General features: G+C 69.2%; 18 protein-coding genes and 1 pseudogene. 7 read left to right on the top strand and 12 right to left on the bottom strand.

What is annotated here, in order from left to right; genetic code table 11:
- The first annotated feature begins 88 nt into the window (after positions 1-88).
- Positions 89-1,804 (top strand): ABC transporter substrate-binding protein, encoded by a 1,716-nt coding sequence (locus ACFXMF_RS21230; protein ID WP_380017762.1) that lies wholly within the window; start codon positions 89-91, stop codon positions 1,802-1,804.
- Positions 1,805-1,864: 60 nt separating this feature from the next.
- Here the strand turns inward: ACFXMF_RS21230 and ACFXMF_RS21225 are convergent, their stop codons facing one another.
- The 5 genes from ACFXMF_RS21225 to ACFXMF_RS21205 all read right to left on the bottom strand — a co-directional run bounded on the left by ACFXMF_RS21225 (position 1,865) and on the right by ACFXMF_RS21205 (position 9,984).
- On the bottom strand, positions 1,865-3,331 hold the full coding sequence (locus ACFXMF_RS21225; RefSeq protein WP_379990227.1) for an APC family permease: 1,467 nt from the start codon (positions 3,329-3,331) through the stop codon (positions 1,865-1,867).
- Positions 3,332-3,357: 26 nt separating this feature from the next.
- Positions 3,358-4,569 (bottom strand): M24 family metallopeptidase, encoded by a 1,212-nt coding sequence (locus ACFXMF_RS21220; protein WP_379990228.1) that lies wholly within the window; start codon positions 4,567-4,569, stop codon positions 3,358-3,360.
- A gap of 575 nt (positions 4,570-5,144) precedes the next feature.
- A complete protein-coding gene (locus tag ACFXMF_RS21215) occupies positions 5,145-6,371 on the bottom strand; it encodes a M24 family metallopeptidase (protein ID WP_379990229.1) in 1,227 nt (408 codons plus the stop codon).
- A 153-nt stretch (positions 6,372-6,524) separates the two neighbouring features.
- Positions 6,525-7,922 (bottom strand): aspartate aminotransferase family protein, encoded by a 1,398-nt coding sequence (locus ACFXMF_RS21210; RefSeq protein ID WP_379990230.1) that lies wholly within the window; start codon positions 7,920-7,922, stop codon positions 6,525-6,527.
- Between the two features lie 847 nt (positions 7,923-8,769).
- Positions 8,770-9,984, bottom strand: a complete 1,215-nt coding sequence (locus ACFXMF_RS21205; RefSeq protein WP_380020718.1) for an NACHT domain-containing protein — start codon at positions 9,982-9,984, stop codon at positions 8,770-8,772.
- Positions 9,985-10,079: 95 nt separating this feature from the next.
- Between ACFXMF_RS21205 and ACFXMF_RS21200 the strand changes: the two are divergent.
- Positions 10,080-10,624: pseudogene (locus ACFXMF_RS21200) on the top strand (TniB family NTP-binding protein); the annotation flags it as partial.
- A 313-nt stretch (positions 10,625-10,937) separates the two neighbouring features.
- On the opposite strand, the gene ACFXMF_RS21195 reads toward ACFXMF_RS21200, so the two are convergent.
- From ACFXMF_RS21195 to ACFXMF_RS21170, 6 genes are all read right to left on the bottom strand, one after another.
- Positions 10,938-12,092, bottom strand: a complete 1,155-nt coding sequence (locus ACFXMF_RS21195) for a hypothetical protein (protein WP_379990371.1) — start codon at positions 12,090-12,092, stop codon at positions 10,938-10,940.
- Positions 12,085-12,384: a hypothetical protein gene (locus ACFXMF_RS21190; protein ID WP_379990370.1), complete on the bottom strand. Its 300-nt coding sequence runs from the start codon at positions 12,382-12,384 to the stop codon at positions 12,085-12,087. Before ACFXMF_RS21190 ends, ACFXMF_RS21195 begins: the two co-directional genes overlap by 8 nt.
- A 662-nt stretch (positions 12,385-13,046) precedes the next feature.
- Positions 13,047-13,658 (bottom strand): hypothetical protein, encoded by a 612-nt coding sequence (locus ACFXMF_RS21185; protein WP_379990369.1) that lies wholly within the window; start codon positions 13,656-13,658, stop codon positions 13,047-13,049.
- A gap of 16 nt (positions 13,659-13,674) precedes the next feature.
- Positions 13,675-14,190, bottom strand: a complete 516-nt coding sequence (locus tag ACFXMF_RS21180) for a hypothetical protein (RefSeq protein WP_360317839.1) — start codon at positions 14,188-14,190, stop codon at positions 13,675-13,677.
- A gap of 784 nt (positions 14,191-14,974) precedes the next feature.
- Positions 14,975-15,559: a hypothetical protein gene (locus ACFXMF_RS21175; RefSeq protein WP_379990368.1), complete on the bottom strand. Its 585-nt coding sequence runs from the start codon at positions 15,557-15,559 to the stop codon at positions 14,975-14,977.
- Positions 15,560-15,615: 56 nt separating this feature from the next.
- A complete protein-coding gene (locus ACFXMF_RS21170) occupies positions 15,616-16,440 on the bottom strand; it encodes a class I SAM-dependent methyltransferase (protein WP_379990367.1) in 825 nt (274 codons plus the stop codon).
- Between the two features lie 390 nt (positions 16,441-16,830).
- On the opposite strand from ACFXMF_RS21170, the gene ACFXMF_RS21165 reads away from it, so the two are divergent.
- Positions 16,831-17,388, top strand: coding sequence for a caspase family protein (locus ACFXMF_RS21165; RefSeq protein WP_379990366.1), 558 nt, complete (start codon positions 16,831-16,833; stop codon positions 17,386-17,388).
- Positions 17,389-17,926: 538 nt separating this feature from the next.
- On the opposite strand, the gene ACFXMF_RS21160 is transcribed toward ACFXMF_RS21165, so the two are convergent.
- Entirely contained in the window at positions 17,927-18,766 is an 840-nt protein-coding gene (locus ACFXMF_RS21160) for an MgtC/SapB family protein (RefSeq protein WP_379990365.1), read from the bottom strand.
- A gap of 79 nt (positions 18,767-18,845) precedes the next feature.
- Between ACFXMF_RS21160 and ACFXMF_RS21155 the strand changes: the two genes are divergently transcribed.
- The 4 genes from ACFXMF_RS21155 (at position 18,846) to ACFXMF_RS21140 (ending at position 21,864) form a co-directional block, all read left to right on the top strand.
- Complete coding sequence (locus ACFXMF_RS21155) at positions 18,846-19,715, top strand: MurR/RpiR family transcriptional regulator (protein ID WP_379990364.1); 870 nt, start codon at positions 18,846-18,848, stop codon at positions 19,713-19,715.
- An 8-nt stretch (positions 19,716-19,723) separates the two neighbouring features.
- The gene (locus ACFXMF_RS21150; protein WP_379990363.1) at positions 19,724-20,413 is read left to right on the top strand and encodes an HAD family hydrolase; all 690 of its coding nucleotides are present in this window, start codon (positions 19,724-19,726) and stop codon (positions 20,411-20,413) included.
- Positions 20,410-21,360 carry a metallophosphoesterase family protein gene (locus tag ACFXMF_RS21145; protein ID WP_379990362.1) on the top strand — a complete coding sequence of 317 codons (951 nt, stop codon included), beginning with the start codon at positions 20,410-20,412 and terminating at the stop codon, positions 21,358-21,360. The genes ACFXMF_RS21150 and ACFXMF_RS21145 overlap by 4 nt, the downstream gene beginning before the upstream one ends.
- Before the next feature lie 336 nt (positions 21,361-21,696).
- Positions 21,697-21,864 carry a hypothetical protein gene (locus ACFXMF_RS21140; protein WP_360317853.1) on the top strand — a complete coding sequence of 56 codons (168 nt, stop codon included), beginning with the start codon at positions 21,697-21,699 and terminating at the stop codon, positions 21,862-21,864.
- Positions 21,865-22,344: the final 480 nt, after the last annotated feature.

Below are 22,344 nucleotides of genomic sequence, written 5' to 3'. Positions count from 1 at the left end.
AAGACCTGTTCTCGCCCGCTGCCTAGCGTGTTGATGCGACAGATTCGGCACGCGGCCACACCGCGAACTCTCTGGCCCGAGGCGCAACATGGAGATCGCACGCAAGCAGGTTCCGACCGTCGCCACAGTGCCGCCGATCGGAGCAGGGAGCCTGCCCGTCGTCGAGGGCGAGCTCGTGGTCTCGGCGGCCGACGAGGGCCCTGCGGGCGCCCGCATGAGCGGACCCGACGAACTCGTCGGCTACGCGCGTGGCTTCCTGCGGACTGGCCGCGACGACGTGCGCTTCCTCTGGCGTATCGGTGACTCGTGGCTCGCCGTGCGGATCGAGCGCCGTGCGCGACCGGAGCCGCAGCCCGACGAGGCGGTGCTCTCCTGGGCCCCCACCGAGCTGCCCGGCGGCGTGACCGCGCGCGAGATCGACATCCTGACGCTGCTGGCGATCGGCCTCACCAATGGCCAGATCGCAGAGCGCCTCGGCACCAGCACGCGCACCGTGTCCACCCAGGTGGAGCGGCTCCTGTTCAAGGTGGGGCAGAGCCGGCGCGGCGGACTGGCTGCTCTCGCCGTGGACGCGGGCCTGCTGCGGCTGCCCGTCCCGGGCGGCGCCACCGGCCTGACCTCGATCGGTCCGGTCGAGGTCGAGCAGCGGTCCAGCCGCTCGGCGCCTCAGGATCGCGGACCCGATAGGTCGGTGATCGTGGCCTTCCCCGGCAGGCGCCCCTTCCGGATCGGCACCATCGCCGCGTCGTACGGCTTCCTCACGGCCGACGGAGTCGAGGTGGCCCGCGGCTCGGCAATCGCGGTCGAGGAGATCAACGCCCGTGGCGGGATCGGGGGCCGCACGGTGGAGCATGTGGTCGTCGACGTCGACATCCTCGACCCCGCGTCGGTGCGCACTGGCATGGCGGCGCTGATCGACCAGCGCGTCGATGCGCTCATGGCGACGAACCTGAGCGCGGACAACCCTTTCGACCTGGAGCAGGTCGCCGCGTACGGGCGCCCGTTCGTGCACCTGGCGCCTTGTGTTCCCGAGGACCGCACCGTCGGCACCGGCTCGGCGCACTTGTGGAACGTCCTTCGCGCCTACCCGACCGAGAACCACCACGGCCGTGGCTTGGCGAGCCTCTTCGCGAACCTGGCGATGCGCTCGGACCCGGCACCCGGAGGGGGCCGGATCGTCCTCATCGAAACCGAGGCGCTGCGTGCACACACGACGGCCACGGCCTTCCTCGAATGCGCGGCCGACGCGGGATGGGAACTCGGCGAGCTGATCCAGGTGCCGCCCCACGCGCCGGACTGGCGCGAGGTCGTCGCCCGCGTCGACGCGATGGACCCGAGCGCGGTCGTGATCACGCACCTGGTGACCGGCACCAGCGTCGAGCTACGGCGCGTCCTGCGGGCCGGTGACTCGCACCCCCACGTCTACTATCTGCACGCGGCGTCGGTGCCGAGCCGCCCCGGCCTCGACGACATCGCCGGGAGGGTGCTCTGGTCGACCGATCCCGCATGCCCTGACGACCCGCTCGCCCAGGACTTCCACCAGCGCTACCGGCGCCGCTTCGGCGAGGAGCCCGTGTGGCCCATCGCCACCACTGCCTACGACCAGGTGCGCCTGTTCGCGAATGCGTGGGCGGCAACGGGAACCCGTGACCCGCGGCGCGTCGCCCGGTTCCTGCGGCACTCGGTCCATAGTGGCCTGGGCGGTGCCTGTCTCCTGGGCGCGCCGGCGCTCACCACCAACGCGAGCGCTCGATCCGTCGACCCCGCCTGGGCTGCGGGTCACCAAAGCGCCGGGCTCGGATGACGAAGTCGTGCCGCGGCGCCGGGTCCCCCCGGCGCCGCAGTACGACGGTTTCCTCACCCGTCAGCTTCCCCCGAGTTGTGCGTACACCTCGGGACGCCGCTTCTTGATCACGTGAGCAAAAAGGAATCCGGCGACGAACAACGCGTACAGCCCGGCGATCAGACCATTTCCGACGGTCTGGCCGACCGGGAGGAGAACGGTGATATTCGTCAGCCCCAGATAGAGGACGACGCTCAGCCCGACCAGGGCGAGGACCGGAGCGATCAGCCGTCGCCAGACGCTGAACCTCTGAACCATCGGAGGACGGTTCAGGTAGACCAGCACGGCGATGTTCGTGAGCACGAAGAGGAAGAACAGAGCGTAGGAGAAGATTCCGGCGAGCTGCGCGTAGAACTGGTTCGCGTCGACACCGACCAGTGCCGCGACGACTACCCCCACCATGAGTGCCGTACCGGTCGCGATGGAGGCGCGGTGCGGCGAGTGATGAACCGGATGCGGCGTTCCGAGTGATTTGGGCAGTACTCCTTCCGCGGCCAGTCGGAACACGTACCGGGACAACACGTTGTACAGGGCCAGGGATGCGGCTACGACGCTCGTATTGAGGAGGACCGAGGTCGCGTCGACGGTCGCGAGGCCGGCGAATCTGTGCATGGTGTCCTGGACCGAGCCGCTCGGGTCCGCCGCCGCTGCGGCCTTGGCCCCGCTCTCCCCCAGACCTTCGACCGTCACCCAGGTGGTCAACGCGTAGAAGATTCCGACGCCCACAATGAACAGGTAGGTGGCTCGCGGAATACTGCGGTCCGGATCCTTGACCTCGTGACGGAATACGACGGTTGCTTCGAAGCCGCCGTACATCATGGCGGCAAACAGGAGCGCGACGCCCAACGACCCGGAAAAGGCAACGTCAGGTTGAAGGAAGTTGGCACTGAGCCCGTGAGCGCCACCCTTCACGACCACCATGGTGTCGTAGACGCCGACGACCACGAGCTCGGCCGCCAACAGGATCGAAAGGACTTTCGCTGAAACGTCGATCCGGAAGTACCCGAGCACGCCACAGAACAGCAGGAGCGGTATGGCGTACCACCACCACGGTTCCTGGGGCCAACCGAAACGGTCGGAAAGGCCGTTGACCGATAGGCCGAAGAACGAGAAGTTGGATACCGAGATCACGTAGTATCCGGCAATGGCGACGAATGCCGCTCCCATCCCCGCGCGCCGGCCGAGGCCGGCCGCGACGAATGAATAGAAGCCGCCGGGTTGTTTGACGCCGCTGGACATCGCCACGAATCCGAGCGCAAAGAGCATGAGAACCGCGCCACCGAGGATGAAGGCCATCGGGGCGCCGGCTCCGTTCCCGTAGCCGATGACGATCGGCTGGTACGCGACGGCGCCGATGAGCGGCCCGTTGTAGGCCAGCAGCGTGAATAGCAGGTGCGGAACGCCAAGGCTGCCGCGAAGGCGCCCGTCGGCCGCCTCCTCGGTCACCTCGGACGAGTCCTGCGCCACACTGGTCGAGTCGATGCTCATAACACTCCTCCTCATCGAGCGAGCGATTATCGGACGACCAGCTCGCGCAGCGCTCCCGGAGTGAGCACCTCGCACCCGTTCTCGGTCACGGTGACGGTCTCGCTGAAGCCGACGCCGTGCCGGTCTCCGGTGAAGATGCAGATCGGCAGGTGGAAGGTCATGCCCGGCCGCAACTCGCGCTCGGCTCCCAGGGCGATGTAGGTGGGCGACTCCGTCCACGTCGGCTGCATACCGAGTCCGACAGAGTAGCCGTAGACCTCGTGCCACCAGACCTCGTCCCACACCGGCCGCAGGCCCTTCCGGGCGACCTGGGCGATATCGTCGCCGGTGCGCCCTGGGCCGATGTTCTCGATCAGCAGGTTCAGCGTCTCCAGGCTCGCGTCGGCCAGCCGGCGCACCAGCGGCGACGGGGTGCCGATGACCGCGGCCCGCTGGGTCGGTGCGTTGTAGCGGTTGTACGTGCCGGTGTACTCGAGGAAGACCGTGTCGCCGTCCTGCAGTGTCGTGCGCTTGAAGGGCATGTGCGGGCCGAGCCCGGCACGATGGCCCGCCATGCACATGCCGTCGATCGACAGCAGTTCACTGCCTCCCGCGATCATCGCGTGGTAGCCGGCGGCCACGATCTCGTTGTCGGTGGCGCCGACGCGCGTCGCCTCGAAGGAGGCCTCGATTCCCGACCAGGTCAGCTTTCCCGCGCTTCGCATGTAGTCCAGCTCCGCCGGGGTCTTGACGACCCGCTCGTCGAGCACCAGCTCGGTGGTGTCGACGAAGGTCGCCTTCGGCAGCCGCGCCTTGAGCGTCAGATAGCTCCTGGTGTCGTAGGCGCCGATCGCAAACGTGTCGGGGTAGCCCATCTCCACGCCGATGGTCTTGCGGTCGTAACCGCGATCGAGCAGCACATCGGCGAGCTGGTCGGCCGTCGTGGTGTCGTTCTGCGTGTCATAGACGCAGATGTCCTCGACGATCGAGTTGTGCATCACGCACGGCACTTCCAGCTCCGCCGTGTGCGTGGCCGGCTTCCCCTCCAGAGGAAGCAGACCGACGCCGTAACAGGACGGCATGGTGCTGTCGTAGCCGGTCAGGTAGGTCCAGTTCGAGGTGTTGGAGACGATCAGGAGGTCGATGTCGCGAGCGCGCATCCGCTCGCGCACCGCTGCGATCCGACGCTCGTACTCGGCTACCGGGAAAGGCAGCTCCGGCTTGAGGCCGGCTTGCCGCAACCGCTCTTCGAATTTCATTCTGCAAGTCCTTTCGAATGTCATGGGGTCGAGACGACGGCTGCTGGGCAGCCGGTATCTCGCAGTTCTCCGGCAGCAGACTGCCCGGGCCACGAGAGGGCTCGGCGTCGGAGGTTCCACAGATGCTAGGTACGGCGTGTGACCTCGGCCATCAGACAAACGCAAGAACATCGATTGGGGGCGCTGTACCAACGGATGGAAAATCCAGGCACGCCATGAGGCGACGGTCGCCTTCCGGAAAAGGCGAAAGCCCAGGCGCGGCGAGCTGCCTATGCCTGGGCCCTTGGCCCTGCTGTTCTCTGGTGACGCCTCTACACCGCAGGAATGGGTGACGCCTCTACACCGCAGGAATGCAGCCGAGGAAGATCAGCCGAACCTCCGGATACCGGTCAAGCCGAGCCGAGACAACCGTCATGGGCAGCGCGCCTGGTTTGAACCGGATCGAGCGTGGGTTCGCCGCGTTGCGTGACGCAGCACCGGGTTCTCGGGTACGTATTCGCTCCGGTGACCCGTCCCCCACGGATGGCAGGCACCGGTGTGTCCCCCGCCACGGCGTCCCACATCGGGGCGGGGGCTCAGCGCAGCAGCAGTTCCCTGCCGGTGCCGAGGGTGAGCAGGTCACAACCACTGTCGGTCACGACAATGCTCTCGCTGAAGCCGACCCCCTCGCCGCCAGGCACCCACGGGTTGATCGCGAGGTGGAAAGTCATCCCGGGTTCGAGCACCCGCTCACCACCTATCTCGATGTAGACCGCGTTCTCGGTCCACGACGGTTGGAAGCCCATGCCGATCGAATAGCCGTAGCCGCCGTGGAAGAAGGCGTCGGGAACCTTCTTCCAGACGGGGGCCGCGAGCCGGGCGATGTCGTCGCCGCTGCGACCGGGTTTGATCTCCGCGAACAGGATGTCGAGTACCTCCAGCGTCGCGTCGGTCAGCGCCCGCACTCGCGCCGAGGGCTTGCCGACCACCGCCGTACGCATGATCGGCGCACTGTAGCGCCAGACGGTGCCGGTCATCTCCAGGAAAACCGGGTCGCCGGCCTTCAGGATGTTGTCGCGGTAGGGCAGATGCGGCATCAGGCCGGTGCGCCCGCCGCTCGCGACGATCGGGTCGATCGACATCGCATTGCTGCCTGCCTTCGTCGCGAAGGCATAGGCCTCCGCCGCCACCGCGTTCTCACTCACTCCGAGGCCGGCGACCTGCAGCGCGGCCAGGGCGGCCTCGGTGCTGATCCGACCGGCGGCGCGCATCTTCGCGAGCTCCGCGTCCGACTTGATCAGCCTCAGTTCCAGCACCTGCGCGGCGACGTCGACGATCGACAGCATGGGCAGCGACTCGCGCAGCTCCTGATAGGTCGCCACGTCCACGCCGCTGGGGCCGAAGTTGTCGGGGCTGGAGAGCTCCATGCCGATCCGGGCCGAAGCCAGCCCGCGCGACTGCAGGAGCCGGGTGAGAGCGCCGCCCGCGCTGCCGACATCCGTCCAGGGGAAGACCACGAGGTCCTCGACGATGCTGTGCCGCAAAATGGTGCCGACCTCCGGGTCGGCACACTGTACGACCAGGTCGCCGTCGACGGTGATCAGCGCCGCGAGGTAGGTCGGCGGCATGCAGGTGTCGGCACCGGTGAGGTAGCCGATCGTGGGCGTCGTGGTCAGCAGCAGAGCGTCCAGGCCGAGATCGCCGGCGGTCTCGATGGCGCGGGCGATCCTCCCCTCGAACTCCTCACGCGGAAAGGCCAGTTCCTTCGCCACGCCCTGCTCGCGCAGCATGCTGTAGACATACGACTCGTACTCATGCGGCATATGGATGCCTTCCTCGTCTCGATCGGTTGATGCGGCACACGCCGGCCGGCGAAGAGACCCTGAGCCGCCCGACGGTGGCCTGTGACTATGCACATCGGGTCTCTGCTCCTGCAAGACGTCGAGGGTCTGCGGCCCCTGAGTCCTCGATGGGTCTCACAGGCGTGCATACGCCTCGCTCAGCACCGAGCGGAGGATCTGCTCCATCTCGTCGAACTGCTCCTGGCCACAGATCAGCGGCGGCGCGACCTGGACGACCGGGTCGCCGCGGCCATCAGCGCGGCAGTACAGGCCCGCCTCCAGCAGCCGGCGAGACACGAAATCGAGCATCTCCAGCTCGGTCTCGTTGTCCTTGAAACGGCCCTTGTTCTCCTTGTCCGGCACCAGCTCGATGCCGTAGAAGTACCCCTCGCCGCGAACGTCGCCGACGATCGACAGATCCATCAGCTTTTCCAACGTCCCGCGGAAGGCGTTCTCGTTGGCCCGCACATGCTCGTTGATGCCCTCGCGCTCGAAGATGTCGAGATTGGCCAGGGCCATCGCCGTCGCGACCGGGTGCCCGCCGAAGGTGTAACCGTGCAGGAAGGTGTTGTCGCCCTTGCCGAAGGGCTCGAAGACCTTCTCGCTCACGATCGTGGCGCCGAGCGGTGCGTAGCCGGAGGTGATTCCCTTGGCGCAGGTGATCATGTCGGGCTCATAGCCGTAGCGCTCCGCGCCGAACATGTGGCCCAGACGGCCGAAAGCGCAGATCACCTCGTCACTGATCATCAGCACGTCGTACTCGTCGCAGATCTCGCGCACGCGCTCGAAATAGCCCGGTGGCGGCGGGAAGCAGCCGCCGGAGTTCTGCACCGGCTCCAGGATGACGGCCGCCACCGTGTCGGCGCCCTCGTTCTCGATCGCTACCGCTATCTGGTCGGCGGCCCAGCGGCCGAATGCCTTGACGTCGTCGTCGTGGATCGGAGCGCGGTAGAAGTTCGTGTTCGGTACCCGGAAGGTACTCGGCACCAGCGGCTCGTAGGGCGCCTTGATGCCGGCCAGTCCGGTGATCGACAGCGCGCCGTGGCTGGTGCCGTGGTAGGCGATCGAGCGCGAGATGATCTTGTGCTTGGCCGGGCGGCCGGTCAGCTTGTAGTACTGCTTGGCCAACTTCCAAGCGCTCTCGACCGCCTCGCCTCCACCGGTGGTGAAGAAGACCCGGTTCAGGTCGCCCGGCGCGTAGCCGGCGATGCGCTCGGCCAGCTCGATCGCGCTGGGGTGCGCGAACGACCAAATCGGCATGTAGCCGAGCTGTTTGGTCTGCCGCGCCGCTGCCTCGGCGAACTCGCTACGGCCGTGGCCCACCTGGTTCGCGTACAGCCCGGCGAGAGCGTCGAGATAGCGCTTGCCCGTGGAGTCCCATACATAAGCGCCTTCTCCGCGCACCATGATCGGCACGTCTTTGGCGTCGTACGCCGACATCTTGGTGAAGTGCATCCAGAGGTGCTTGCGCGCGGCTGCTTGCATCGCACGGTGGTCGAAGGACGCGCCACTGCTGGTTTCGAGCTGACTCATGGCTGCATGAGATCACGCCGCGCGGAGGCTGCACATACGTCATTTGACGGACGCGGCAGCCGCTGCACGTGGGCATTTCCGCAGGTCCGAGGAAGAGGTTCCACCGCCGGCGGTACGGCAACGGGCGGTCGAAGCCGCAGAAATGGTGGCCGCAGGTCGCGTCGACCCGCATCGAGTGGTTCGACTCCCGTCCCCGGGCCGAATTCGCGGAGTCGTTCGTCGTCACCGAACACCCGCGCCACGACAAGGCCAAGACCGGGGAGGCGTTCGTCCGTTCGTCCGCTGGTCCCGCCACCGTTGGCTGGACGAACGCCTCGCCGGCGGTCCTCGTCCGGGGCTCGGCGCGGGCGCTCTGGCTTGGAGGGCGTGGGACGAGTCCACCGCCGAGATCTGCGGGCACGAGGTGCCGTTCGAACTGTGGCGGGGCCGCACCGGCCGTGCGGCCGGCTGATGGCTGCGGTCCCATCACCGTTTCCGGATCGGGTAAGCCATTGCACCCAAGAACCTCCCTCCAAGTTCTTCCCGACCGAGTCGGGGATACGACAAGGCGCCTCATGGCGCACTGCCATCGGTCGGCGACCCGGACGGCTTGGGGTGCGCCTGCGGTGGCACCCTCGGTGAAGAACGGAGCGCGGTCTCGGCATACGACCCCGATCCCCGGCCGTTCGCTCAGCCACGCGGCGACCGGGGGCGGCGAGCCGAGAGTTCGCCGCGCTACTGGACCCGGAAGCAGGGAACGACACCAGACTCACGACGTGGATCGCCACCGTCGGCACGCGTCCACCGTCGGCGAGGTCGGACGGTGTCGCCCCTACGGGGCAGGGCATCGTCGCCCTCGCCGGCGCGTTCACCACACTCCCTCGAGCCGCCCCGCAGGACACACCCCATCAGGCGGCCGACACGCGGCGGCACACCCGGGCCCTGGCCCCACCTGGCGGCCGGGCCCGACGACCTCCTCCGGGGGGGTGGACCCGGTGGCGGTGGTGAACTCCTCGACCACCGGCAGGACCAGGCGCCCGTCGTGCACCAGGGACCGGAGCTTGACGAGGAAGGGGGTGCGCTCGCCGCCCCAGGGGTGGTCGTCGTCCAGGCAGCGCACCGCCAGTCGTCGCAGCAGCGTGGTCTTCCCCGAACCCGCCGCGCCTTCCAGGACCAGACGGTTGCGGCGGGACAGGACGTCGTCGATCGAGGTCCCCCGTCCCGGGGCGCGCACGTACAGGACCCTGTGCTCCGGGGCGGCGTCGCCGTCGACGGCGCCCCGCAGGAACATCGCCCGGGCGTCGGGAGGCGGCTCGGTGTCCGGGAAGATCCCGAAGTCCGCGTGCTCGGACCCGGCGGGTGCCGGTTCCCGCCGGCTGCCGGCCTGCGGGCGGGCACCGGCACCCGTGCCGTGCAGCGGCAGGTCGACGTAGGAGGTCGTGAGCGCGTAGACGGATTCCTCGGCGGTGAGTTCGCCGACGCCGTACAGGCGGGCCTTGTCCAGCCCGGGCCGTACGCCGCGTGCGTAGCGGGCGCGGAACGCGGCGTCGCGTTCGTCCTCGGTGGCGGGCAGGCGGTCCAGTATCGCGCCGGTCGTGCGTGCGGTCTCCAGGATGGTGCGGGTCGCGAACTCGCCCTGGCGGCTGAAGAACTCGACGACGTGCGCGCAGCAGGCGTCCACGAGGGTGTCGAACGCGTCCCGCGCGCTACGGGTCGGCAGGGTGGGGACGGCCGCGGCGCGCGCGGACAGGGTGTGGCGCAGGCGGGTGGGGTCGAGGTGGGTGGCCTGGACGTCGTCCATCGTGACCGGTGCCGCGAACAGGGCGTCGGCGGCGGCCAGGACCGACTCCCCATCGTCGGGCGGCAGGTGGGAGAAGTCCGGGTCGGCGTCGGCCAGGCGCTGCGCGAGGGTCCGGCCGAGCACGGTCAGGTCCTTGTCCCGCAGGGTGCGCCCGGAACGCTTGAGCACCTTGCCCTTCGCGGCGGGCCGCTCCACGGTGTGCGCGCCCTTGGGGGCGGCGAGTACCCGGGACGCCATGCCCACCACCGCCGACGCCACCCGAACCCCCGACGCGAACTCCACGAGACCCGTTCCCCCTCGACGTGTTCGCCCGGCCACTCCTCGCGGGCCGCGCCCTGGGAACAGAGTGTGGCGCATCACGGGACGAGCCGGGCCGGATCACCGAAACGCGTGCATGGCGGTCAGCGGCCGGCGCGCCGCCACGCGGCCGGGAGGAACGCCTGGCCCCCACTCGGCGTTCGTGACCGTCCGTACCCCGACCATCGACACCCTTGCCACGAACGTGCGCACGCTGATGATCCCGGGCCGTCACCAACGGACCACCGCCCGGCCGTCCCTGATCGTCACCGGGCCCGCCGCCGGCAAGACCACCGCGCTGCTCCATGTCGGGCGCGCCGGCCACCTCGCCCACACCGCGCGAAGCCGCGCGGGCAACGGCGCGGGGGTACCGGTCGCGTACGTCCTGGTGCCGCCCGCGGCGACCCCGAAGACCCTGGCGGCCGAGTTCGCCCGCTACCTCGGCGTGCCGATCACCGGCCGGATGACCCGGGCGCAGATCACCAACGTCGTCTCCCCCGTCTACGGCGAAGTAGGGGTGCGGCTGGTGATGATCGACGAGATCCACCGGCGGGGCCCGCGCACCACCGCCGGTGCGGAGACCGCCGACCTGTTGAAGGACCTCACCGAACGCATCGCGGCGACAGGCACGAGTACCTGCCGCCGGAGGCGTTCGGCGTGTTCGGGTCCGCGGCGTGCCGGAGTCGTCGTCGGACTCGGGATCGTTCTCGATCGCGGCCCGCATCTGGGCCGGGACGGCGTCGGGGGCGGGTTGGGCGCGTCGTGTCGGGCCGCGCGGGGCGTTTCCGGCCCAGCCCCCTGGGGCGGTGTCGGCGTTTGGTCGCCGCGTGGCGAATCCGGGTCGGTTCGGCCGCGCATGTCGTGGTGACCGGATCCGCCCGGGTCGTCTCCTCGCGTTTCGGTCCGTCTTCGTCGTCGGCGCGTCGGACACGGCTGGTCTATATGACCGACCACGCCGAACCCGACCACGATGTACGAATGTATTCCTGCCCCGAGAAGACCCAATACGTATTCATGTCATCCGGCATCTGCATCACGGCATCGATCCTTGCCGCGAATTTCGGGTAGGCGCCGAGCCCGCCCCAGTCACTCAGCGGCATCGGTGCCTGTACCACGGTATCTATGTGGTTTTCTCCGCCCGCCACATGGATACGAATGAAGTGCGCGCCCGAGAAGACCCAATACTCGTTCACGTTGTCTGGCGTCCGCGCGACGGCATCGATTCGTGACGTAAACTGCGGAGAACTTCTACTGAAAGCACCCCAGTCCCTCAGCGGCATCGGTGCCTGTACCACGGTATCTATGTGGTTTTCCCCGCCCGCCACATGGATACGAATGAACTGCGACCCCGAGAAGACCCAATACTCGTTCACGTTGTCCGGCGTCCGCATCACGGCATCGATTTGCGTCGTAAACTGCGGAGAACTTCTACTGAAAGCACCCCAGTCACTCAACGGCCTCAAACCCTGCTCCACGGTATCTGTGTGGTTTTTTCCGCCCGCCACATTGACACGAATGAAGTGCGACCCCGAGAAGACCCAATACTCGTTCACGTTGTCCGGCGTCTGCATCACCGCGTCGATTCGTGTCGTAAACCCCGCTTTCCTGAAAGCGTTCCGATCACTCAACGGCTTCGGGCCCTGGACCTTCTTCCCGTCGGTGCCGGTGAGGCGGGCGGCGACGAGTGCGCCGGCCGCCGCGGCGAGGGTGGCGCCGCCGCCGAGCAGGACGGTGCGACGGCTCGGTGCACGCGAGGTGGTCGACGTGTCCCCGGTCCCGGCTCCGATATGGACCGGTGTGGGGTGTGGGGCGGAACCGGGTCGCGCCGGCGCGCCCGGGGGCTGCCCGGGGAGGTCTTCATCGGAGGGAGTGGGGTGGTGCCGGGGATCCCATAGGCGCCGGGCCTGTTCGAGGCCCTGCTCGTCGACGAGTTGAATGATGTTGATGTTCTGGTCACGGCCGATGTTGGTGCCGCCGGTGTTCTGCTGGAGGTTCCCGCCGACGGTGTTGTCGCCCGCGTCCTGCGCGGTTTCGGTGCGCCGCGCGGGGCGCCGACGGAGCAGGCGTCGGGGGTCCTTCCGCGGCTCACCCATCCTGGCGCTGCCCGAAGTCGCCGTCGATGTCGTTCCCGCGCGCTTCCTGCTCCGCGGGCCCCGTGGACGTCTGGGTGAACGAGCCGCGGACCCTGTTGTCCTCGGCCCGCTGGCGCCGGACCGGCGCGGGTGCCACCGGGAGCAGCCACCACTGCACCGCGACCCCCAGCACGAGCAACACCACCGCGGAGACCCACCACCGCGTCGGCTCGGTGGTGACGAGCCCGGTGGCCACGTTCACCATCGCGGCGACCACCACCGCCCCCACCGCGCCCACGAAACGCTGCACCATCGGACTCATCCACGCCCCCCGGCAAGACCGAACACCCGCCACGAACGTCGCGTCGGGAACCGGCCCACGGGCGCGGGCCGACCTCACGGGACCCGGGCATCCACCGGCCGCCGACACCGTTCTCACACGGGAAGGCTTCCGCCCGCCCGGCCCCCTATCCACCGACCCTAGAGCCGCAACAGGACGAAAGTCCGGGTGATCGCACATCCGACATCGGACGACCCGACCTCCCACCGCCACGATCGGCCGGCCGAAGCGGCGGCACAACGGCCGTGTCAGTGGGCGCGGCCGGGCGCTCGTGCGGCTTCGAGGTGTTGGTCGCCGAAGCGGGGCAGCGGTGGAACGTGCGTACTTCCTCGGGTTCGACGACCGAACGCGGACGGCGCCGCGTGACGCTCATGCCGGGCCGCGCGGGCGGGGCTGGGCCGGCGGCGTCCCCGGCCGAGCGAACAGGGGCGTTCGGGTATCACGGAGCCGGCACGCGCCCGGAAGGCGGCGGACCGATCCGCCGATCTCGGAAAAAAATACGAGTAGCCGACGTGGGAATCGAGAATTCGACTGCCGTAGTGTTTCTTTGCGCCGGCGGCCGGCGTCCAGGTTATTCGGCCGTACACGTCGATGCGGAGCGGGCCGCCGAGTCGTCGGCGCCCGCTCCCGGTCGACTATTGCTTGTTGGTGCGGTCGAGTCGCTTCAGATCCGCGTCGGTCAGTTTGAGCTTATTGTTCGGCAACGACTGCGGTGCTCCCTGGCCGTCCAGGGTGTACTGACCCTGAATCGGTGTGAGCACCGATGCGGGAGCATCCGGGTACGTGTTCAGGAACAGCAGATAGGGGGTTCCCGCCTTCAGGGACGTGGTCTCCTGGGACTCGTATGTGGTCTTTCCCAGGGTGCCACCGAGTTGCTTGACCTCGATGACGTCCCCGACCTTTCCGGGGCCCTTGTGCAGCTCGGTGATCCGCACCCGGTGGACGGTCACCACGACAGGCTCCCGGGGCTCTTCGGTCGCCTCCGTTCCGGCCTGCGGGTTGAGCTTCGGATCGTCGCTGTCCACGACGATCGGCGCCAATTCCCTGACTTCCGATCCCGGCTGGACGACACCGCTCACCACCGAGTCGGCGGTCGCGTACATTTCGTCGGACGAAGCGAATTCCGGGAATGCCGCGTGATACGAGACCCGGTCCGAGGCCGACGACCCGCTGTCGCTCGAACCGCAGGCCGCCACCGTCGTGACGAACCCTGCGGCGCAGATCAGGGAAAGGATTCTCCTCTTCATGCCACACACCCGTTCGTCAGTAGATTCGGTTGACTTCGGCGATGTCGTACGCGGTCGGCTTCACCAGCGTGCTCCAGGACTGGTACTTCATGATGGAAGCCTTCGAGGTCGACGGATTGTCGGCCAGGCTGAGGCCGTGACCCAGTTCGTGCGAGAAGATCCGGGTGACCATGTTGTTCCAGTTGGTCGCGTCCCTGTTGATGGTTCTGCTGTTCATCTTGATGGTGAAGGTACGACTGCTGTTGCGCGGCCCCTTGGATGTGGTCAACCCATACCAGGTGTCCGAGTACGACTTGACCGTCAACGTGTTGCGGGAATTCGACAACGTACCGATCGCGACCGGCGTCGCCGTACCGTTCCAGTTCGAAATCGCCCGGACGAGAGGCCCCTGCCATGTGCTGTTGTAGTCGAACGTCCGTATGTCGAAGTCCGCGCGCGGCATTCCACCGGACCAATATGTGGCGTGTGCCGGCCCGGAAGCCGCCGGAATGATGCAGACCGCCGCCACGGATGATATGGCGATCATGCGCACCGGGTGCGATATACGCATTCTTCTCCGTTCCCCCGCTGTTCGTATATCGGTGAAAGGGATGCCCCGGTCGCCTCCTCGGCGTTTCGAGAAAGTGAAAGGGACGCCCTCTGCCGGCAGCATCCCTTCGATTCCTCCCCGACGTCAACGGCTTTCCTCGCGACGACTCCGAGGGATTCGGACGGCCGACCCGGTCGAGTGCACGGGTACAGGCGTTTTGCCCTGCTCCCTCCCGTGCCGTTGTGCGAGTTCGGTGCGCGTTCGTACGGATTCACAGAACAGATTCGACACGGAGAAAAGCGATGGAAAGCCCTGAGGGATCGGGAGAAGGGCGCGAGGGAGCCCGAGGGGGGTGTGAGGGAGAATCGGGAATGGGATTCGCATCGATGGATTCGCATCGGACGTCACCGACTCCGCCATGGGCTGTCCGGATCGGTCCGACGCCGCACGCCACCGGCCGCCTCCCACACATGGCCGAGGTACGTCTTGCCCGGGCCACGCCGCGGTGACGGGGTGCGGCGCATGCCGCCGACGGCGACGGCGACGGCTTGGTGGATGGTCCCCTCGACACCGGCCCTTGCGGCGTAGCGTTCCTTCCACGCTTTGGTGTCAGCTCGGCGCGAACGCGAAGCCGGTGGCCCCGACCTGCTGCGGAGTGCTGTTCGGCCGGACCGGTGCGATCACACGGATTCCGCGTTCGACCGGGCGGTGAGCAGGGGTTCGGCGGAGAAGTATCCCGATCCGTGTGTGCCCGAGCCGGGTGTTCGAGACGAGCGTCGGCACTCCGTCAGCCCGCCGGGGCGTCGGCGGCCGCGGAGAACCAGTCGGGGCTGTATCTCTCGTGCACGAAGGCCAGTACGCCCCCGGGGCCGTGCATGGTGTACGTCTTGAACGCACAGAGCCGGCCGGGGTCCGCGGGCCATCGGGCGCGACCGACGTTGTGCAGTTGCCGGACCGTGGTGAGCCCGGCCCGGCTCAGGGCGAATCCCAAGGGCTGTTCCGGGTCTGCCATGGCCGCGTCCATGCGAGGGTCGCGTGCCGTCGGCGCGACGACCCTGTTGAGGGAGATCGTCGCACCGTCGGGCGTGAGCAGGCGGCTGTGGCGCGACCAGCACGGCTGTTGGCCCGGCAGGCGCAGTGCGGACACCGCTTCGGTGTCGCCGAGGGCGTTCGCGCGGGTCTGCTCGATGGAGTCGGCGCGGATGTCCAACGGCTCACGCAACGCGGCCTGGAGGAGCACCGTGGTCAGGCCGTCTGCCGCCAGCAGCATGCGGGTGGCCGGGGAAGCGAATCGTGCGATGCGCGCGTCCAGGCCCTGCGGGCACCGGCGAGGGGGCGGGGCAACGGCGGGGGCGGGGGCCGTCTGGGGCACGGGGACAACCTTCGCTGGCAGGTGTGGTGTTCGTAAGCCGGGCGGTCGGGAACGCGTCACGAGTGGATCGTGTGCGGGTCCCGGGGCGAGGGGAGCGGCATGCGTCCCCATGCCGTGCGCAGTTCGAAGAACTGCTCCCGGGTGTCGGGCCGGCGCAGGTGGTCGAGCGCCTCCTCGAACGCGGCCGGCCGCATCCCGTGCGTGAGGAGGAAGTGCCGGGACTGGCGCAGGGTGCCCTCGACGAACTCGGTGAAGCTGCGGTCCACTCCCACGACCGGCCGGTGCGTGTGTACCCCGATCTCGGTCAGCCCCAAGCCGGCGAACACCTGCGCGTACCGGTCCGCGAAGTACAGGTCGCTGCCGATCACCTCGGCCATCATCCGGAAGTGCCCCGTCACCGCCGCGCGGTAGTGCGGGTGCAACAGCTGCGTCGCGGGAAGCACGACGGGGTCGGTGAGCACCAGCAGACCACCCGGCTTGAGCCAGGAGAGCATCCGGGGCAGCAGGTCCTCACGCTCGCGTACATGCGTCAACACCAGACGCGCGTGCACCAGATCGAACCGGCCCGGCCGGAACCCGGGATCGGTGATGTCCGCCCGGAGCACGTCCAGTTCACCGGAACACTCTCGAAGGAACGCCGTGTCGCGGTCCACCGCGGTCACCCGCGCCCCCACCTGCCGGCTCAGCCAGCGGCCGAGGGTGCCGGTCCCCGCTCCGACGTCCAGACAGTGCCGGCCGCGCGCAACACCGAGCCCCAGCAGCACATCCCGACTGATCGGGTCCAACGCGCGGGCCAAGGCGCCCAGACGCTCCCGCTCGCCGTCGCGGGCGGAGGAGAACAACACATCGCCGTACCGCTGCGCGGATGAGTCCACAGTCATGCCCCGACCAACGATCCATCGGTGCTTTCGTCACCTCGAACGCAACTGCCGTACGCGGCACGACGCGAACGGTGTTGTCCGAGGCGCGGGCAGGGCGTGGGGAGGGACCCGCGAGGAGCACGGCCACGACAACGCCGCAACCGAAAACCTTCACCGGTGATCGTGACGTGTCGTGCGGTAGGTGCTTCGGCCAGGTGGGGCGCGGCGGGTCGTTGCCGCGCAGTCACCGGTCGGTGCCGGTGGTCGTCGAGCACAATGGGGTGCGGGTCGTCGTCGAGGACGGCTCGCCGGAGACCGCCGCCCGAATCGCACGCGCCCTCGGCGCGGGAACACACACACGCACCGCGGACCCCGCCGAGGAGGGCGCCGGGCCGGAACGGGACGGGGACGGTGTCAATCCCTGACCCGAGGACCGGACGGGCCGTCCTGATCGGTGTGGACACCTACACGGACCTGGAGTCGTTGCCCTCCGTGGCCGCGGGAGTCCGGCGACTGGCCGAGTTGCTGTGCGATCCCCGGGTGTGGGGACTGCCCCACGACCGCATCACGGTGCTCGGCTCGGCCGCGACCGCCACCGACGTCCGGAACGCGATCGTGAACGCGGGGAGGGACTGCACGGGCACCCTGGTGCTGTACTTCGCCGGCCACGGGCTCCGCAGTCGCGACGGCGTACAGCTCCATCTGGCGTTGCGGGACGCGGACGACGGGCATCCGGACATCGGGAACCTGACCTATCGAAGCGTGCGCGACGTGCTGAACCATGCTGCGCATCGGACGAGTTCCCGGATCGTACTGCTCGACTGCTGCTACAGCGGCCTGGCCGGCGCCATGGGCCCCGGAACACTCACGCGAACCGACCTGAGGCACTCCTTGTCCGAGGACGAGGACGGGGACGCGGTGGTCGTGAGCGGTGGTCGCGGCGGGTGCGGAGGGGCCGTGGGGCGTTGACGCCGATCGGCGCCGCGACCGGGTTCGCGGGGCGCGGGAGCGGGGTCGCCTGGCGATCAACCGCCCTGCGGGGGCGGGGCGTTCGTCGGGAGTGATGGTGCGGTGACCATCCGTCATGACATGATCCACACGAGTCGGCAGCGAGCCGGCCACACCGAGGAGTCGCCTGGTCCGAGACCACGCCCGACGCGAAGGGCCCCGCCAAGGCACGGATCTCACCCGAGGCGGCCGCGAGCCCGGAGGAACCCATGCGCCGTATCGCGCACATCCCGACCGCCTGGGCCGCCGCGACGATGACGACCCCGGCAACCGCAGCCTCGGCCCACGCCGCCTCGGGCCGCTGATCATCGACGACGTGGGCCACGAAAACCCCACCGGCTGCACCAACTCCTCGCCACCGGGCGCACTCGACATCGTGAACGACACCGACAGGGCCGTGGACGTCTATCGGTACGGGGCGCCGGCCGCGGTGATCGCGGCCTGGCCGGTCCGGGTGAGCTGCCGGATGTCGGTCCGGCCGAGCGCGCTCGGCCAGGGGTCATGCTGCGGTGGGTGGCGAGTCGCGCGTGTCGCGCGTGGGGCCGGTGGGCCCTGCGGCGACGGTGAGGATGCCGTCGAGTTCGGCGAGTTCGACGATGAGGGCCTGGGGCTCGGCGGGTTGTTCGGTGCGTCGCTCGGTTCGTCGTCTGGGGGGTGCTTCGAGGTGGAGGACGACGTGGGTGACGCGCCCGCGGATGCGGTCGACGGGGTCGCGGGCGGCGGCCGCGGCGGGGTCGTGGTCGCGGTTGTGGACGGTGACATCGGTGACGTGGAATCCGTGGGCGACGGCGGCGACCAGGATTCGGGGCAGTACGCCGCGCGCGGGCAGGTAGGTCAGGCGTAGCTCGGCGATCCGGTGGCCGGTGTCGGTGAAGCGCCGGATCAGTGGCGTGTAGCCGAAGACGACGACGAAGTGCAGCGCGGTGACGGCGAGAGCGTACAGGGGGAGGCCGGCGGCGCAGGCCATGCCGACGGCGCAGGTGAGCCGGACGACGGCTGCGGTGGTCAGGCCGCTGACGCTGTCGCGGCGTACGAAGATCAGGCCGCCGCCCAGGAAGCCGATGCCGGAGACGATCTGCGCGGCGATACGGGACGGGTCGTAGCCCTGAGCGCCTGGCGGCAGGACGTCGGCGAAGCCGTACTTGGAGACCTCGACGAACAGCGCGGTCCCGACGCCGACGAGTGCGTGGGTGCGCAGGCCCGCGCTTTTGTTGCGGATCTCGCGTTCGACTCCGATGGCGCTGGACAGTACGAACGCCAAAAGGATCTCCCACAGTTGTGGCCACCCGGCGCCGTGGTGGAGGCCCGAGCCCGGGTCGGGCCCGGGTATCGCTGACATTGCGGTGATCGTCGCGCCCATGCGCACCTGCCTCGGTCGACTCTTGCGCCGGAAGAATATTCCAGATAATCATGTCTCTATGGATGATCCTTCCACAACGGTTCCCGCCGACTCCCCGCCGCTGCGTGAGCTGGTGCGCCGGGCTTCCGGCCTGTCGACCGCCGAGCAGCGGGTCGCCCGGACGGTGGCCGAAACCCCGGCCGAGGTGGTGCAGATGTCGGTGAGCGACCTGGCCGCCGCGTCGCAGTCGTCGGTGGGCACGGTCGCGCGGTTCTGTCAGAAGCTGGGGCTGCGCGGCTTCCACGACCTCAAGCTCGCCCTCGCCCGCGAGACCGCGCCGACCCACCGGCGCCTGGCCGAGGACGTGGCGCCGGGCGACGACGCGGGGCAGATCGCCCGCAAGGTGCTGTCCGGCTCGGCGCGCGCCCTCGACGACGCGGTCCGCGCCGTCGACGCGGCCATGGTCGAGGCCGCGGCGGACGCGCTGCTGGGGGCGCGGCGGATCCTGTTCGCGGCGGTGGGTACGTCCGCGCCCCTGGCCGCAGACGCGGCGTACCGGCTGACCACACTCGGCCTGGACGCGGTCTTCCCCGGCGACACGCACCTTCAGCACGTCACCGCCCGCACGCTGCGGCCGGGCGACGTGTGCTTCGCGATCAGTCACACCGGCGCGACCCGCGAGACCATCGCCGCCGTGCGGACCGCGCGGACGGTCGGGGCGAGCACCGCAGTGCTGACCAGCTTCGCCGGCGCGCCGATCGCCGACGCCGCGGACCTGGTACTGGTCGCGGGCAGCAGCGAGACCGCGTACCGCGTCGAGGCGATGAGCAGCCGCCTGGTGCACCTGGCCCTGCTCGACGCCCTGTACGTCACGGTCGCGCTGCGCCACGCCCCCGCCCGCGACGCGCTCGCGGCGACGGAAGACCTCCTGACCGAACACCGCTACTGAGGACCCGCATGCCTCCCACCGCGCACCACCCGGCGGCCCCGCCGCGCCTCGATCTCGCCGACACCCTCGTGCTGTTCGACTGGAACGGCACCCTGGTCGCCGACACCGACCGTGCCCTGCGCGCCACCAACGCCGTTCTCACCCACCGCGGCCTTCCCGGCCTGACCGCCGAGGACTTCCCCGCAAAGTGGAAACTGCCGCTGGCTGCCTTCCTGCGTGACCTGGGCGCCGCCGACCCCGAAGCCGCCGAGCAGTACTGGAACCGTGCCCTCGCCGCCGAACCGGCGCCGCTCCGGCGTGGCACCGCCCGCATGCTCGACACCCTGCGCGCCTGCGGCGCACGCCTGGGCGTGGTCTCCGCCGCGGGCGCCGCGGCCGTTGCCGACGACATCCGAAACACCGGCCTCGACGACCGGTTCGACGTCGTCCTGGCCGGAGTCGCCGCCAAGACGTCCGCCCTGCTGAGCCAACGCCCCACCCGCCCCCGGGCGTACTACGTCGGGGACACCGAGTACGACATCCACTGCGCCCGCGCCGCCGGATACCTCGCCATCGCCGTCACCGGCGGCTACCGCCCCGCCCACGCCCTCGCGGCGGTACGGCCCGACGCGGTCGTCGACCACCTCGACCAACTCCCCGGCGTCGTCACCGCCCTGCACGCCAAAACACCCGCGCCCCTCGGAGGAACCCCGGCATGAACCCGCACCTGACCCTCGGAGCCACGCCCGACGAAGCCGGCACACCCGGCCGGCCGCCTGCCCCGGGGCCCTGGACGCACCTCGACATCGCCGACGACCCCCGGCAGTTCACCTTCGCACTCATATCCGACCGGACCGGCCTCGCCCGCCCCGGCGTCTTCGAACGCGGCATCGCGGCCCTGAACCTGCTGCGCCCCGCGTTCACCGTCCAACTCGGCGACCTCATCGAGGGGTACACCGACGACGAGGACATCCTCGCCGAGGCGTGGGCCGAACTCGACCGGATCGTCGCGCCCTTGGACATGCCGCTCTTCCTGGTGCCGGGCAACCACGACGTGTCCGACGACCTCGCCCGCCGGCATTGGCTCGGCAGGTACGGCCGACTCCACCACCACTTCCGCTACAAGGACGTCCTCTTCCTCGTCCTCGACACCCAGGACCCCCCGGTCCGGCAGTCGCCCGAAGCACTCGAAGCACTGGCCGAAATGCACGCCTACGCCGAGCGCGACCCGGAGGGCTTCCGCCGCCTCGTCGAGACGTCGATCGACTGGGAAGGCGACCAGACCATGGCCTGCGTCTCCGAGGGCCAGATCGCCTGGGCCGAGAACGTCATCCGCGAAAACGCCGACGCCCGCTGGACGTTCGTCCTCATGCACCAGCCCGTCTGGCAAGGCGAAGGACACCCCGCCATCCACCGCATCCGCGCCGCACTCGGCGACCGCCCGTACACGATGTTCGCCGGACACGTCCACAACTACAAGAACGCCGTCATCGACGGCCGCGACCACATCCGCCTCGGCCCCACCGGCGGCCTGTGGGTCAAAGCCGAAGGCGACAACGGCAACTTCGACCACATCACCCTCATCACCATGGAACCCGACGGCCCCCACATCGCCAACGTCACCCTCGAAGGCCTCCGCGACCACCACGGCAGGCCCCTCGCCTGAGCAGGCACACCGGCCACGCGGCAGCGACGGCGCACGCACCCCGCCGGCGCCGGCGTGCTCGGCCGCCCTCTCCGCGAGTTCGGCCCGCCGCCGTCGACGTTGCGGGACCCGGTCGTCGTCATCGCCACATCGGTCATCGGGAACTCCCTTTGCTCAGGGTGTACATCGAGTCCTCGATGGTCCCTCGAGTAGCCGACAGGCGGCGGCCTCACGATGCGGAGTCGACACTGCGTCGAGCGTCGGCGGGGTCGTGGACCTTGGGGAGTGACGTGGGCCGGTGGTAGGCCGTAGTGTTCGGCGATTGACGGGTGATCAGGGCTGTGGTGAGGGGGCGAAGTGAGTACGACGACGGCTGTGGTCGCGTGCGTGTTGCTGGTGGTGGTATTGGCCATGTCCACGTCGTGGGTGGGTGTTTTGATCGGGCTGGCGCCGCTGGTTGTGATCGGGGGGCGCGAGTTGTACGGGCGGTACCTGGCGGCGCAGACGGAGCGAGCCAAGAAGTAGCGCCGCGGGCCCCTCCCCCATGGGTGGAAGTCCCCACGCGAGTGGGGTGATTCGGTCCCGGAGCCTGGATGCTGATCCGAGGCAGTGGCCTACGGGCGAGACTCGCTGTCGGGCACATCGGTGTCCGCGTCGGGTCGGTGAGCGGCGGCCGATCGTGCCCGCGGCACGGGGCGGTCGGCCGGTTCGCCCGCGCTGTCCGTTCGACGATCGCCGACCCGGTCCACAACCGAGCACTCCAGGGACAGGACCGGGAACGGGCCCGAGGTGCCGAATCCGGCCTCGGGACAGGCCGTCGAGCACGATGCCGCATGCAGGCGATCATCCCGGCGGGTGGCGAACCGGTGCTCTGCTCGATCCGATGACGGATCCCATGAATGCGGCTGATTTCCGTCAGGTCGGGTGCGGGGGGCGGGCGTTCGTCCTGGCGTACTCCGCTCCGGGTGGGGCGGGTCGGTGGCGAGATACCAGGTGGGCCCGGTC

The sequence above is a fragment of the Embleya sp. NPDC059213 genome, assembly GCF_042754445.1.
In the GTDB taxonomy this organism is placed as follows: Bacteria; Actinomycetota; Actinomycetes; order Streptomycetales; family Streptomycetaceae; genus Embleya.
Note: the sequence above shows the minus strand (reverse complement) of the source record. Positions and strands in the feature narration are given on the sequence as shown.